This window comes from Halococcus sp. IIIV-5B, assembly GCF_003602035.1.
In the GTDB taxonomy this organism is placed as follows: domain Archaea; phylum Halobacteriota; class Halobacteria; order Halobacteriales; family Halococcaceae; genus Halococcus; species Halococcus salsus.
In genome coordinates this window covers 148,741-161,424 of the sequence record NZ_QZWE01000006.1, presented here as the reverse complement: position 1 = coordinate 161,424, position 12,684 = coordinate 148,741, and the positions used below count along the sequence as shown (strand labels likewise).

Here is a 12,684-nt window from a genome sequence, read left to right as displayed (position 1 = left end):
CCGGTGACCGGCGCGCGGTCGAGGAACCGCGTCGCGAACGCGATCGCGACCGCCGTGACGCCCGCCGCCCCGCCCATCACGAACACGAGGCCGAGGTCCTGCAGTTGCAGGAAGTCGAGCACGACCTCCGGACGAGCCATCTCGCTGTAGGCGAGCCCGAAGCCGAAGAGCAGCCCGCCGAGGGCGACCAGCGGCACGAACAGCGGATGCCGGTCCGCGGATCGGGTCACGGCGTCACCCCGAGGGCTTGCATCGCCAGCGCGACGCCGACCGCGACGGACATGAACGTCGCGACGCTCGCGAGCGAGGTCTTCGAGCGCGACGCGAGCCCGTTGATGCCGTGGCCGGATGTACAGCCCTTCCCGATCCGGGTGCCGGCCCCGACGAGGACGCCGCCGACCAGCAGCCGCCACGCCTGGACGTCGGTCGTCCAGCCACCCCCACCGAGGAGGAGCGCGTAGACGGCCGCGCCGGCGACCATGCTCAGCGTGAAGACGACTCGCCAATCGCGCGAGGCGAGGTAGGTCGCCCGGTTGAACCGGGGGAGCGCCGAGACGTACGACAGCGTCGACTCGAAGAACGTGCTCGCGCCCGGCGCGATCGCCGTTCCGAGGTAGATGGTCGAGACCCCCAGCCCGATCAGCACGCCGCCGACGGCGTACTGACCGATACCGCGCGGGAAGAGCCCCGCGAGCGACACCTCGGCGAGGACCTGGAGAACGTATCCGGTCATCGTTCAGTCGCCCGTCAGTGCGTCCTGGCTCGCCGCACAGTTGTTCGGCCCCTGTTCGAGTTCGAACGCCTCCCGGTCGTCCGCGTCGCGCTCGCCGAGGTTGATCGCGACGATCGTCTCGTGGTTGCTCGGCCGCGGCGGCATGTCCGACCGGACGAACGCCACGAACGCTTCCCTCTCCATCGAGAGCGCCGCCATCCGGGCTTCGAGGTCGCTGAGCCGCGCGACGTGGGCCCCCTCGACGGTCTCGGTGTTCCCGCTGAAGTGGCCCGGCGCGACGACGGTGTCCGCGGGGAGCGGGAGGATCGTGTCCCGCAGCGTCTCGTGGAGGTCGGCCGCGGCCTCGGCCGCACCCTCGGCACCCGCTTCGAGGTCGGGGCGGGCGACGCTCTCGGTGAAGAGGCTGTCGCCGGTGAAGAGGACGTCACCGACGCGGTAGGCGGTCATCCCCGTCGTGTGGCCCGGTGCGTGGATAGCCTCGATCTCGGTCCCACCGACGGAGACGGTCTCCCCGTCCTCGACCGTCGTGTAGGGCGTCTCGAAGTCGATGCCGCGCTCGGCGGCGGCCTGGGGGACGACGGCTTCGGCGTCGTTTTCGGCCGCAACCCGACGAACGCCGCTCACGTGGTCGGCGTGGACGTGGGTGTCGAGCGCGTGGGTGATCTCGGCTCCGAGCGCACGCGCGTCCTGTCGATACGTGTCGGTGAACGCCCGGAGGGGGTCGACCACGGCCGCCTCGTCGCCGCTGACGACGAGATAGGCGAGACAGCCGCTGGAGGGGCGCTGGTACTGGGCGACCGTGACGTCAGTACCCGTATCGAGTTCGTGGTACTCGTAGAGCTCCGCCCAGCCGTTCATGCCGCGGGCGAGGTGAGAGACCTCGTAGCCGCGTTCCCGGAGCGTTCCGGCGACGTACTCGCTCGAATCGCCCTTCGCACAGAGCACCGTCACTGGACGGTCGTCGGGGATCCCGTCGAGGCGCTCCTCGGGAACGTCGTCGAACAGGAACTCGAAGTAGGGGACGTTGTGCGTCGTGACGTTCGGGCCGTCGATGTGCCACGCCTCGAACGCGTCGGACGCACGGGTATCGAGGAGGAACACCTCCTCGCCGCGGTCGATCCGCTCCTTCAGTTCGTCCGGCTCGATCGATTCGACCTCGACGTCGGGTTCGGGGACTGCGTCCTCGCTCATCGCCCCGACCTACTCGGCTCGGCCACATAAGCGTTCGTATAGAATAGTGATTTCTGTGCAATACAGTATCGCGATATCGTGCGGAGAGCGACGCTACACAACCGTTACCGTACGATACAGGGTGAGAGGATGAATGGCTGTTCGTCCCTCTCACAAGACTTTTGAACGAGGATGCAATGTTGTGGTGTAGAGGCAAGACAGCACATGAGCGCAGAACACGACGTGGTCGAAACGCTCGACGTACAGGGAGAGAACTGCCCCATGCCGGTCGTCAAGACCAAGCAGGCCGTCGACGGACTGGGAGCGGACGAGGTCCTCGAAGTGCTCGCGACGGACGCCGGCAGTATGAGCGACATCAAGGGGTGGGCCGGTTCGACCGCCGACGTCGAACTGGTCGACCAGGTCGCGGAGGCGGACGTCTACCGACACTACGTCCGGAGAGTCGAATGACGCGGTTCGTGGGGCATCGATGAGTACCGACACGCCACCCCCGGAGGCCGACGTGGACCCCGCGGCCCTCGAAGCCCGCATCGAGGAGCTCGAATCGGAACTCGACGCGGTTCGAGCCCAGGAGGACGGCCAGCGGATGGTGATCATCGCCACGAAGGGCACCCTCGACATGGCGTATCCGCCGCTGATACTCGCCTCGACGGCCGCGGCGTTCGGCTGGGATGTGACTGTATTTCACACCTTCTGGGGGCTCGAACTCCTCCACGAGGACCACTCGAAGGCGCTCCAGTTGAGCTCGGTCGGGAACCCGAACCTGCCGATCCCGAACGCGGTGGCCGCCCTCCCCGGCATGGACCGGGCGACCTCGAAGTTCATGGCGAAACGCATCGCCGACAACGACGTCGCGAGCGTCGAGGAACTCGTTCGAACCGCCCTCGACAGCGGGGTCGACCTCCAGGCCTGCCAGATGACGATCGACCTCCTGGACTACGACGAGGACGACTTCTACGACGGGGTCGAGACCGGTGTCGGTGCGGCGAGCGCCTTCCAGCGCATGGCTGACTCCGAGATCCAGCTCCTGGTCTGAGTCGACCGACCTCCCGCCGGACCCGCCCTCGTGGGCGGGGACCCGAACGCTTTTCGCTATCAACACAATACTCTACACTACAGTGTTACCCATCGATCCCTCGCAGGTCGACCCGGCGGCCATCGGCACGAAACGAACGACCCTCGAAATGGACCACGAGGAGGCCATCGAGCACGTTCGAGCTGTCTTCACCGGCGCCGGGTTCGGTATCCCCGTCGAGTTCTCGCCGTCGGATCTGCTCAACGAGAAGGTCGACGCCGACCGCGACCCCTACTACGTCCTCGGGGCCTGCAACCCGGCCGTCGCCGACCGCGCGCTCGACGCCTCGGCGAACCGACTCGGGGGGCTGTTCCCCTGCAACGTGGTCGTCTGGGAGGAAGAACCGGGCGTGCAGACCGTCTACCACGTGAGCATCATGCGGATCGCCCGGTTGGTCGGGATGGCCCCGGACGACGAGGCGATGGCCGGGATCATCGAGGACACCGGCGAGCTCGCCGACGAAGCCTTCTCGAACCTCTGATCGGCTGTATCGCCCACCACGAGCGGACGGGCGGAGAGGAGGGCGGAGGGTATCGCTTGGTACACTGGCATCGTCGGTGTATCGACGTCGTCGAGCGACCGGTGGAAATGTTTAACCAACCCAATACCGTACATGGCTCTATGTTCGAGACGATCAGCGCCAGGGAGCTCGCCGACCGGCAGGACTCCGGCCGGGACGACTACGTGCTGGTCGACACCCGTCCCCGGGAGAGCTACGAGGCGTGGCGCGTCGAGGGAGCCGAGAACGTTCCGTTCGGGCCAGCAGAGACGCTGAGCCGGGAACAGCGGACCACGATCGAGCGGCTTGCCGATGGGCGGGAGGTCCTCGTCATCTGTGGAAAGGGGGCCACGTCGACGAGGCTCGCCACCGAACTGGACGCGAACGGGTTCGACGACGTGGCGGTCGTCGGCGGTGGGATGCGCGCGTGGAACGCGCTCTACGAGTCGGTCCCCGTCGAGACGACGCGGGACGACCTCGTCCTCGTCCAGTTCCAGCGCCGCGCGAAGGGCTGTCTCAGCCACCTCGTCGGGTCGAAGACCGACGGGACGGCCGCCGTCGTCGACCCGACCCGACACGTCGACCAGTACATCACGACCGCCGCCGCGGCGGGGCTCGCGATCACACGCGTTCTCGACACCCACGTCCACGCCGACCACATCTCCGGCGGACGGGAGCTCGCGGCGAAGCTCGACGTTCCCTATCACCTGAGCGAGCGCGCCGCCGAACGCGACGTCGAGGGCGAGTTCGAGCCGGTGGCCGACGGGGAGACGATAGCGGTCGGTGGGATCGATATCGAGGCCCTGTCCGCGCCCGGACACACGACGGAGATGCTTGCCTATCGGGTGGCCGACGAGGCTCTCCTCACCGGGGATAGCCTCTTCCTCGACTCGGTCGGGCGAACGGAGCTCGAGTTCGGCGACGACGGAGCCGAACACGGCGCGAGGATGCAGTACGAGACGCTTCACGAGACGTTGCTGGCGCTCCCGGACGGGTTGCTGGTGCTGCCGGGCCACGTCACGGTGAACGACGACGGCACCTACGCGAACGCCGCGCCGGGAACGCTCGTCGGTGCACCGCTGGCCGAGGTCGAATCCCGGCTCGACCTCGTGGAACTCGACGAGGACGCCTTCGTGAACCGACTGGTCGAGGACGTACCCGAGAAGCCCGACAACTACGAGGCGATCATCGGTCTCAATCTCGGGCGGGAGGACGTGGAGAGCGACCGCGACGCCACGATGCTCGAAACGGGGGCGAACAACTGCGCGGCCTGACCGCCACGATCCGTTCGTTTCATTCAGTCAGTCGAAGTCGCTATAGAAAGGTATACAGCGAATCAACGACAACAGGATTGTGAGACGGGACACCATGAACGTACTACTGCTCGGAGCAAGCGGGCGGATCGGGCATCGAACGGCGAGCGAGCTGTTGCACCGGGGACACACGGTCACCGGCGTCTCCCGAAGCGGGGAGGTGAGCGACGTCGAGAGCGAGGCCCTCACGGTCGTTGAGGGTGACGCGACGGACCCGGAAGCGGTCGCACGGCTCGTGGCGGGTCACGACGCGGTCGTCTCCACGCTCGGACCGAGCGACGACGAATCGCCGGAAACCCTCTCGGAGATGTTGCGTGCGGTCATCGAGGGAATGCGTCGCGGTGAGGTCGACCGCCTCGTCTGGACCGGCGGCGCGGGGATCCTCCACGTCGACCCCGAGACACGGCTCATCGAGACCGAGGCGTTCCCCGAGGAGTGGAAACCGGTCTCGCAGGCCGCGATCGACGCTTACGAGCTCTTGGAAGACGTCGACGACCTCCGCTGGACCTACCTCGCGCCCGCCGGGCTGATAGAGCCCGGTGAACGAACAGGGGAGTACCGGACGGCCGAAGGCGAGCTGGTCGTCGACGAGGACGGCGACAGCTACGTATCCATGGAGGACTTCGCCGTCGCGCTCGTCGACCGGCTCGAAGCCGACGACGCGGTGCACACCCAGCTCGGCGTCGGCTACTGACCGCGGAACGGTCGACCCGGTCCGGAAGTTGACCCACCACTACTTACCCCGGGAGGGTGAATCGAACCCATGAAGACGACCTCCCGGGAGACGCTCGGCGACTTCTTCTGGAACCGCCACGCCAACCCGAAGAGCGGCTGGTCGCGGACGGTCGTCCTCCCCCTCCTGGTGTACGCCGTCGGCGAGCGCCGGTGGCGGCTCGTCGTCGCGACCCTGGTCTTCGCGGTCGTCAACCCCGTTCTGTTCGCCCCGCCCGAGAACACCGAGGCCTGGATGACGAAGGTCGTGCTCGCCGAGCGGTACTGGCGAACCCACGACGCCGACGTCGGTTCCTTGAACGTTCTCAACCTGGTGAACGTGCCGGTGACGCTGTACGCGCTCGTCGCCGCCTACCGACGGGATACCGGCGGGGCGACCGTCGCGACCTCGCTGTCGATGACGCTCAAGCTCGCGTTCGTCGCCGGCCTCGTTCGACGCTTCGAGGACGACCTCCCTGAGCTGGACTTCCCACCGACAACGGACCTCCCATCGACCGAGGGGACCCCACGACGTCGATAGGGAGCGGAGGAGCGGGGAGTTCGTGCCGAACGGGAGTCAGCCGTTGCATCGACTGCCGCGACCGCCCGGTCTCGCACTATCCCTTCCGGTCGCTACGAACGTGTCGACACCCGTCGCTCAGTCGGACCGTTCGGTGGCGTCGCTCACCGTCATCACCGGCACGTCAGCGTTGCCGGCCACTTTCTGCGTTACGCTGCCGAGGAGCCGACGCTCGATCTCCGGGTGGCCGTGTGTTCCCATGACGACGAGGTCGACGTCGTTCTCCGCGGCGTAGGCGAGGATGGCCGCCGCGGGCGTTCCTTCGAGGACCTCGGTCACGAGGTCGACGCCGGCGTCCGCAGCCGCGGTTTCGACCCCCTGAAGCGCCTGCTCGCTGGCCTTCCGGCCGACCTCCCAGAGGGTGTCGTGGACCTCCGATTTGGAGACCGTCAACCAGCTCGTCGAGGTGTCGATGACGAAGACCGCGTGGACGGTCGCGTCGTACGTCTCGGCGAGGCCGACGGCGTGTCGAACCGCGTTCGTCGAGGGACCGCGCCCGTCCGTCGGAACGAGGATGCGTTCGTACACGGGAGTCATCGTTCCCCGTCCCTGGTTCGCGCTCCGATGTCCCGTCGGGCGACGGGAACCGACGTCATCCTATCACCCCGAAACCGAACTGGGCGTACGGCCAGAAGTAGTGGACCGCGACGCCGACGATGGCGGCCGGTATCGTGGTGTAGATCGTCGCGATGATCGCGGCCTTCATGTCGATCGCCATGAGGGGGAAGAGCGCGTCGCCGTCCTGGCTGATCGCGTTCCCGACGAGCGCCGAGAAGGGGATCGCGCCCTCGGCGTAGAGCCCCGCGAACACGATCTGTGGTGCGCAGCCGGGGATCAGCCCCAGCGCCGCCCCGGCTAGCGGCGCGAGAACGCCCGCCGCCGCAGCGAGCGCGGCGATGTCGATCGAGAGCAGCGCCATGCCGTACTCGTAGATCAGGTAGGCACCGATCACCCAGACCGTGACCATGCTGGTCTCCATCGCGGCGTGCTGGAAGGTGTCGTAGGCGTCCGCGTACGTCTCCCGGATACGTCCCGCGTCGCCCTCGCCGATGAACCGACGGCCGAAGAAGTGGAGGTAGAAGGAGAGGGTCGTTCCCACCAGACCCGCGACGGTGAACAGCCCGAAGAACGTGGGTCCGTACTCGAACGGCACCTCGGGCGCGCCGCGGGCGAGATACAGCACGCCGGCGGTGAGACCGGCGAGCGCCACCACCCACCAGACGACGTGGACGCCGTGGGTGAACTTCGCCATGAACCCCGAGGTGTTCCGTGCGTGGTCGTGGCCGCCGTCGTCCATCTCGAAGCCGGCGATGCTCGGCCCGCCAGCGGCGACGCTCGTGGTCGCGAACCCGCCGTCGGTCATCGGCCGACTGATCCGCTCGACGGCGCGGTCGACGCGCCCGACCCCGAGGCCCCAGAAGTCGATCGCGTAGCCGAACAACACGCCCGAGACGAACGCCAGCACGTACGCGTAGAGCGCGGCTTCGGGGGCGAGCGCGAGGATCACGAACGCCGAGTCCCCGGCGGTGGCCGCGAGCGTCGCCACGACCGTCCCGAAGCTGATCGTCCCGCGGATGTACAGCGGCATCGCGATGATGGCACCGCCGCAGCCGGGGGTGAGCCCCAACAGGCCACCGGCGAGCGGCTGGAGGTGTTCGTTGTTCTCCAGGAACTGAACCACCCGTCCACCCGTTCTGTACTGGAGATAGCCGAATATCAGGACGGTGACCGCGACGAACGCCGAAACTTGGACGAAGCCGTCACGCACGGAGCCGAGGAGGATGTCGATCGCGCCCTGTGCGGTGAGTTCCAGGGGGATCATCGTTCCGTGGGTCTCGAATCCTTGCTCGGACGGCTAGAACGGCGGAGAGCCCTTCCATCCGAACGTCGATCGTCGTTCATGCTTGTGCGGAGGTGAGATGGCGAACGGTATAATTCTTTTTCCCCAATCAAATTGTTAGTCTCGTCTAATCCTCCTCGCGTGATTCGGAGATAGCGGTGAGTAGAGCGGGTACAGCGCCGTTCGGTAGCCGGCAGAGACGTCACCGCGAGGGTATCAAGGCGGCGAGAAACGGTCGAACCGAGAGACAGCGTTCCGGTAGAGCGAGCATGCGACGGCGAGACCGGCGACGAGGAGCACCGTGCTGGTGACAATTTGAAGCTGGAGGAGGTCGAGCGCGCGGATCGCGTTCCCCAGCCCGTCGAACCAGTCCGCAGCCATCGAGACCGGGCCACCGGGGGACCCCGCCAGCAGTCCGAGCAGCAACGCCGGCAACGAGCCGAACGACGCACCGAGGAGCCCTCGTGTGAGCCCCGGAACGACCGTGAGCAGTACCAGCAGACCGCCGGGGACGACGACCGCCACTAGGTGGACGAACACGGCGGTCATCCGTGGTGGAAGCACGTCGTCGCTTCGCCCGACGCTGATGGCACTGAATCGCGGGAAGGCCATGCCGACCGCGGGCGCGATGGCGACCGCTATCACGGTCAGCGATCCGCTGAGGGCGACCGTCTCGACACGTTGGACGAGTGTGTAGGGCGAGAACACGCTCGCGACGGCCGTCACGACGAGGACGGCCGGGAGACCGAGGAGCAAGCCGGGCGTCATGAGTCCCCGAACGTACTGCCGGCCGGGGACCGTCGTGAGCGTCATCGGCAACACTCGTCCCTCGTCGCCGAGGGGGTTCAGGGCGAACAGCGCGCCGGCGAGCCACGGCAGCATCACCGCACACAGCGGCGCTGCGATGGCCGTGATCGACCCCGACTGGTAGCTCGAACCCACGAGCGAACCCCCGACGGCGAAGACGGGCACCAGCAGGAACGTGGTTCGGTTCGGGTCGCGCCGGGTGCGGAGCAGCGTCCACTCGGCGACGCGCCTCGTCGGTGTCGAGAGGAGGTCCGGGACGACGAGCGGGCTCACGGCGGCAGCGAGCGCGCCGCGATGCGAGGATCTAGTTGCCCCCGAATCCACCGTTTCACGGGTCGCGCCGTCATCCGGATTCACCGGTTCGGTGAACCAGAGCGCGACCGCCTCACGTTCGACGAGCGCCCCGGCCACCACGACGACGAGGGCGCTACCGAAGAGCGCCCCGACCGCCCGAATCGACGAGCCCGCGAACGGCGACCCGGCCGTCGCGAGGTCGGCGAACCACGCCATCGGCAGCCACGCGAGCGACGTCGGGCTCACGACACCGAGCGGGGAGTAGATGAAGAGGAAGTACGCGCCCATCAGCACCAACGCCGCGACGGTGCCGAGAACCGTCTTGTGGCGCGCCACGAACGGTTAGCGCGCGATCAGCCACGCGATCGCGTATCCACACGCGGTCGCCGCGACGACCGCGGTGGCGATGAACAGCACGGTCGTCACCGGAACGAGGACCAGACTCGCGAGCGACCCCAACAGCAAGACCGCGGCGGCGGTCCCTACGACGGTGTACAGTCCGACGTAGGTGAGCGCACGGAGCGTCTCGGCGACGACCAGCCCGCCCGCGACCGTCCGGGCCGAGACGCTCGTGAGCACCATCGACTCGGCCTCGATGTGCGTGTGGGCCGAAACGACGCGTTGCCCGACGATGAACACCATGAACAACCAGAACAGGGCGATCGTGCCCCTGATCCCGTTCGGGACGGCGAGCGGTCCGATACCCCGGAGCTCGCTTGCGAACACCGCGAGAAGCGCGGTCAGGATCGCCGGCGGCCCCACCACGGGGAGAGCCGTCATCCCGAGCCGGGCTTTGTCGCGCCGGATCGCGCGCACCGAGCGCCGAAACTCGAACAGCCCGATACCGAGCGCGTGGCGCGCCCACCCCGACTCAGCCATCGGTGGCCTCCCGGCCTCGGGCGGGTGTATCGGTGGTGAGGTCGAGGAAGGCGTCCTCGAGGCTGCCGGTTTCGTCGGCTTCGGCACGGTTCGTCAGGGCGTCCGGCGTGTCCTCGGCGACGAGCCGGCCGTCGTAGAGAATGCCCACCGTATCGGCGACCGCCTCGACGACCGGCAGGATGTGTGTCGAGAGGAAGACCGTCGTTCCGCCGTCGGCGAGGTCGGCGATCATCTCGCGGAGCGTCCGGGCGGCACGTGGGTCCAGCCCCGACGTGGGTTCGTCGAGGAACACCACGTCGGGGTCGTGGAGGACGGCCTGGATGTAGGCGACCTTCTGGCGCATCCCCTTCGAGTACTCCGAGATGCGCGTGCCGGCGTCGGCCGCGAGATCGAGGTCCGCGAGGAGGCGATCGATCCGTTCGTGTGCCGCGTCGGTGGGGAGGTCGCGGAGCCCGGCGACGTAGTCGAGCTGCTCCTCGGCGGTCGCCTCCTCGTAGAGCGGCGGCTCCTCGGGGAGATAGCCGATGTGGGGGCGGAGCCGGTCGCGGTCGGCGATCGGGGCGGCCGCGATGGTCCCGGTCCCGCTGGAGGGGCGCGTGAGCCCCGTGAGCATCCGCATCGTGGTGGTCTTCCCCGCCCCGTTCGGACCGAGGAACCCGTAGACGGTTCCCGCCGGTACCGAGAGCGAGAGGGAGTCGACGGCGAGCGTGCTTCCGTAGCGTTTCGTCAGGTCGGTGGTATCGATCGCTGTCATTGTAGTTTGGATGAAGTCATCGACGGCCGTTGAGAAACACGGAGAGCGTTCGTGTAATAAAGGTGATGCCAGGGGAGAGGGGGTTCTCCCTGAGAGAGCCCCGATGGGGGGGTCGGAGGCTCTACGCAGGTAGTGACTCGGACGGGCAAAATCGGTTTCCCGGGTTTTCAGCGTCTGAAAATCGGCTCGAAGTCGGAGTTCGATCGGAAGCCACGCCGACGTTCCACCGTCGTGGCCGCGGTCGCCGTCTCAGTCGTCGTCGGCCATCGCGCCGAAGACCTCCTCGGCGTCGGCGGGCACGTTGAAGTCGTGGTAGTGCTCGCCCTTCTCCTTCGTGAGGATGTTGAGCGCCGCCGCGGCACCGTCGCCAGCGGCGATGACCGCCTGCCACTCCTCGGCACGGACCATCGCGCCCGTCGCGTAGGCGTCCTCAACGCTCGTTTCGGTCGTCACGTCCACGTCCACCGCGCCCTCGTCGGTGAACGCACAGCCCAGATCCTCGGCGAGGTCGCGCTTCGCGCCCGTCGCGAGGATCACGTAGTTCGCCTCGTACTCCTCGTCGGCCGTGACCGTGAAGCCGTCGTCGGTCGATTCGACGGCGGTGACCTCGGCTCCCTGGTGGCGCTCGACACCGAAGTCGTCGACCTGGGTCCGGAGGACCTCCATGTAGTCCGTCCCGTCGATGGAGCCGACACCGGGGTAGTTGAACAGGTGGGCCTTGTGCATCCACGTCTGGTCGGTATCGAAGACGGCGGTTTCGAGGCCGTTCTTCTGGGCGAACAGTGCTGCGCTGAGGCCGGCGGGACCGCCACCGACGATTGCGACGTCTACCATACTACCCTTTATTTTACTGCTCAGTAAAAGCGTTCTGATCCGGCGGGAACCCCGTTCGATCCGGACCACCGGTCGACGAGAAAACCCCTCAGAAACTCGTCATCCTCGACGGTCGAGACCGACCCCGACCGTGTCAGCTCAGCACGCGACGGGGGTTCTCGTAGACGACCTCGCGGATCGTCTCGACCTCGATGCCCAGCCGATAGAGGTCGAAGATCGCCCGTCTGAACGAGAAGACGTCGCTTCGGAGGATGCCCGCGCTGTCGGTCTCCATCATGACACGGTCCGGCCCGTACTCCTCGATGACGGCCGCGACGTCCCGCGCAGTGACCCCGAGCAGCCAGGGATAGCTGATCGTGAAGCTCAGGTACGCGTCGGTGTTCTCGAGCACGAACGGGGCGATGTCACGGTCGGCGTGGGAGAGCACCAGCTGCTCGTCGGGGAGCCCCGCCTCCTCGGCGAGCTCGACGTCCAGCTCCGTCGCGGCGCGTTTCGTGTCCGCGGCTTCGATGACCGACTCCTGCTGGAGGTCGCTGTTCAGTTCGTAGCCGGGGATCGGCCCCCGCTCCCGGTAGGGGACGTCCACATTGTCGAGGTTCGGCGGCGTGTGGACGATGGCCGGGAGGTCGTGATCGGCGGCGAGTTTCAACTGTTCGCGCATCACCGTTCGCTGTGCGTCGAGCTCCCACCGACTCACGTGCTGTGACCCGGTGATGCCGATCTCGCCGACGGCCCGGACCGCGTCGTGGTCGAGGTAGTCGGGCATCACGTCGAGCAGTTCCTCGACGTTCTCGACGCGCGCACCGGTGTGGATCCCGATACCCAGACTCGCATCGAAGACGTGTGACCGGCGGATCGGGTCGAGCCGATTGAGCGCGTCGTCCCAGAGGTAGCGAACGTCCTCGGGCGCGACCGGCTTGTACGGTGTCCAGTAGTACGCCGCGGCCATCATCACCATCTCGTGACAGCCGCTCAGCGCGAACCGCTCCCGGTCGTTCCACGAGAGGGTGTGTGCGTGGTTGTGGACGTCGATCCACGGGAGCGTCGTCAGCTCGGCGGGTAACTCGTCGTCCGGTTCGGTCGTGTAGTCGGCGTCGGTGGGTCGTTTCGTCGGGGAGGCTCGTTCTGGTTCCATCGTCGTTCTCCGTCGAATCGGCGTTGCAGAGTAGCTGTT

The 12,684-nt window shown here is 67.3% G+C and carries 16 protein-coding genes; 6 read left to right on the top strand and 10 right to left on the bottom strand.

What is annotated here, in order from left to right:
* From D3261_RS06785 to D3261_RS06775, 3 genes are all read right to left on the bottom strand, one after another.
* The coding region (locus tag D3261_RS06785; RefSeq protein WP_342764743.1) for a DUF6691 family protein at window positions 1-230 on the bottom strand (230 nt) is incomplete at its 3' end.
* Window positions 227-733 carry a YeeE/YedE family protein gene (locus D3261_RS06780; protein WP_120070621.1) on the bottom strand — a complete coding sequence of 169 codons (507 nt, stop codon included), beginning with the start codon at window positions 731-733 and terminating at the stop codon, window positions 227-229. The genes D3261_RS06785 and D3261_RS06780, both read right to left, overlap by 4 nt.
* A 3-nt stretch (window positions 734-736) precedes the next feature.
* Window positions 737-1,924 carry an MBL fold metallo-hydrolase gene (locus tag D3261_RS06775; RefSeq protein ID WP_120070619.1) on the bottom strand — a complete coding sequence of 396 codons (1,188 nt, stop codon included), beginning with the start codon at window positions 1,922-1,924 and terminating at the stop codon, window positions 737-739.
* Window positions 1,925-2,128: 204 nt separating this feature from the next.
* Here D3261_RS06775 and D3261_RS06770 point away from each other — a divergent pair, with 204 nt between their 5' ends.
* The 6 genes from D3261_RS06770 to D3261_RS06745 all read left to right on the top strand — a co-directional run bounded on the left by D3261_RS06770 (window position 2,129) and on the right by D3261_RS06745 (window position 6,063).
* A complete protein-coding gene (locus D3261_RS06770) occupies window positions 2,129-2,374 on the top strand; it encodes a sulfurtransferase TusA family protein (protein ID WP_120070616.1) in 246 nt (81 codons plus the stop codon).
* 19 nt (window positions 2,375-2,393) lie between these two features.
* Window positions 2,394-2,960 (top strand): DsrE/DsrF/DrsH-like family protein, encoded by a 567-nt coding sequence (locus D3261_RS06765; protein WP_120070614.1) that lies wholly within the window; start codon window positions 2,394-2,396, stop codon window positions 2,958-2,960.
* Between the two features lie 82 nt (window positions 2,961-3,042).
* A complete protein-coding gene (locus D3261_RS06760; protein ID WP_120070611.1) occupies window positions 3,043-3,480 on the top strand; it encodes a DUF302 domain-containing protein in 438 nt (145 codons plus the stop codon).
* 140 nt (window positions 3,481-3,620) lie between these two features.
* Complete coding sequence (locus D3261_RS06755; protein WP_120070608.1) at window positions 3,621-4,772, top strand: rhodanese-like domain-containing protein; 1,152 nt, start codon at window positions 3,621-3,623, stop codon at window positions 4,770-4,772.
* A 94-nt stretch (window positions 4,773-4,866) separates the two neighbouring features.
* Window positions 4,867-5,505 carry an NAD(P)-dependent oxidoreductase gene (locus D3261_RS06750; RefSeq protein ID WP_120070606.1) on the top strand — a complete coding sequence of 213 codons (639 nt, stop codon included), beginning with the start codon at window positions 4,867-4,869 and terminating at the stop codon, window positions 5,503-5,505.
* Between the two features lie 69 nt (window positions 5,506-5,574).
* The gene (locus tag D3261_RS06745) at window positions 5,575-6,063 is read left to right on the top strand and encodes a DUF6653 family protein (protein WP_233553916.1); all 489 of its coding nucleotides are present in this window, start codon (window positions 5,575-5,577) and stop codon (window positions 6,061-6,063) included.
* A gap of 117 nt (window positions 6,064-6,180) precedes the next feature.
* Here the strand turns inward: D3261_RS06745 and D3261_RS06740 are convergent, their stop codons facing one another.
* The 7 genes from D3261_RS06740 to D3261_RS06715 form a co-directional block, all read right to left on the bottom strand.
* Complete coding sequence (locus D3261_RS06740; protein WP_120070603.1) at window positions 6,181-6,639, bottom strand: universal stress protein; 459 nt, start codon at window positions 6,637-6,639, stop codon at window positions 6,181-6,183.
* A 55-nt stretch (window positions 6,640-6,694) separates the two neighbouring features.
* Complete coding sequence (locus D3261_RS06735; RefSeq protein ID WP_120070600.1) at window positions 6,695-7,924, bottom strand: putative manganese transporter; 1,230 nt, start codon at window positions 7,922-7,924, stop codon at window positions 6,695-6,697.
* 234 nt (window positions 7,925-8,158) lie between these two features.
* A complete protein-coding gene (locus D3261_RS06730; protein ID WP_233553915.1) occupies window positions 8,159-9,379 on the bottom strand; it encodes a hypothetical protein in 1,221 nt (406 codons plus the stop codon).
* A 6-nt stretch (window positions 9,380-9,385) separates the two neighbouring features.
* On the bottom strand, window positions 9,386-9,922 hold the full coding sequence (locus D3261_RS20660; RefSeq protein ID WP_233553914.1) for a hypothetical protein: 537 nt from the start codon (window positions 9,920-9,922) through the stop codon (window positions 9,386-9,388).
* Window positions 9,915-10,676, bottom strand: coding sequence for an ABC transporter ATP-binding protein (locus tag D3261_RS06725; RefSeq protein ID WP_120070598.1), 762 nt, complete (start codon window positions 10,674-10,676; stop codon window positions 9,915-9,917). Before D3261_RS06725 ends, D3261_RS20660 begins: the two co-directional genes overlap by 8 nt.
* 249 nt (window positions 10,677-10,925) lie before the next feature.
* A complete protein-coding gene (locus D3261_RS06720; protein ID WP_120070595.1) occupies window positions 10,926-11,510 on the bottom strand; it encodes an NAD(P)/FAD-dependent oxidoreductase in 585 nt (194 codons plus the stop codon).
* A 133-nt stretch (window positions 11,511-11,643) separates the two neighbouring features.
* The gene (locus D3261_RS06715; protein WP_120070594.1) at window positions 11,644-12,645 is read right to left on the bottom strand and encodes a TatD family hydrolase; all 1,002 of its coding nucleotides are present in this window, start codon (window positions 12,643-12,645) and stop codon (window positions 11,644-11,646) included.
* Window positions 12,646-12,684: the final 39 nt, after the last annotated feature.

What these genes read in the sequence shown, in the direction of transcription:
- D3261_RS06770 (WP_120070616.1), top strand. Translation starts at nt 2,129, where the DNA reads ATGAGCGCAGAACACGACGTGGTCGAAACGCTCGACGTACAGGGAGAG.
- D3261_RS06715 (WP_120070594.1), bottom strand. Translation starts at nt 12,645, where the DNA reads ATGGAACCAGAACGAGCCTCCCCGACGAAACGACCCACCGACGCCGAC.
- D3261_RS06740 (WP_120070603.1), bottom strand. Translation starts at nt 6,639, where the DNA reads ATGACTCCCGTGTACGAACGCATCCTCGTTCCGACGGACGGGCGCGGT.
- D3261_RS06745 (WP_233553916.1), top strand. Translation starts at nt 5,575, where the DNA reads ATGAAGACGACCTCCCGGGAGACGCTCGGCGACTTCTTCTGGAACCGC.
- D3261_RS06720 (WP_120070595.1), bottom strand. Translation starts at nt 11,510, where the DNA reads ATGGTAGACGTCGCAATCGTCGGTGGCGGTCCCGCCGGCCTCAGCGCA.
- D3261_RS06750 (WP_120070606.1), top strand. Translation starts at nt 4,867, where the DNA reads ATGAACGTACTACTGCTCGGAGCAAGCGGGCGGATCGGGCATCGAACG.
- D3261_RS06775 (WP_120070619.1), bottom strand. Translation starts at nt 1,924, where the DNA reads ATGAGCGAGGACGCAGTCCCCGAACCCGACGTCGAGGTCGAATCGATC.
- D3261_RS06755 (WP_120070608.1), top strand. Translation starts at nt 3,621, where the DNA reads ATGTTCGAGACGATCAGCGCCAGGGAGCTCGCCGACCGGCAGGACTCC.
- D3261_RS06725 (WP_120070598.1), bottom strand. Translation starts at nt 10,676, where the DNA reads ATGACAGCGATCGATACCACCGACCTGACGAAACGCTACGGAAGCACG.
- D3261_RS20660 (WP_233553914.1), bottom strand. Translation starts at nt 9,922, where the DNA reads ATGGCTGAGTCGGGGTGGGCGCGCCACGCGCTCGGTATCGGGCTGTTC.
- D3261_RS06735 (WP_120070600.1), bottom strand. Translation starts at nt 7,924, where the DNA reads ATGATCCCCCTGGAACTCACCGCACAGGGCGCGATCGACATCCTCCTC.
- D3261_RS06780 (WP_120070621.1), bottom strand. Translation starts at nt 733, where the DNA reads ATGACCGGATACGTTCTCCAGGTCCTCGCCGAGGTGTCGCTCGCGGGG.
- D3261_RS06765 (WP_120070614.1), top strand. Translation starts at nt 2,394, where the DNA reads ATGAGTACCGACACGCCACCCCCGGAGGCCGACGTGGACCCCGCGGCC.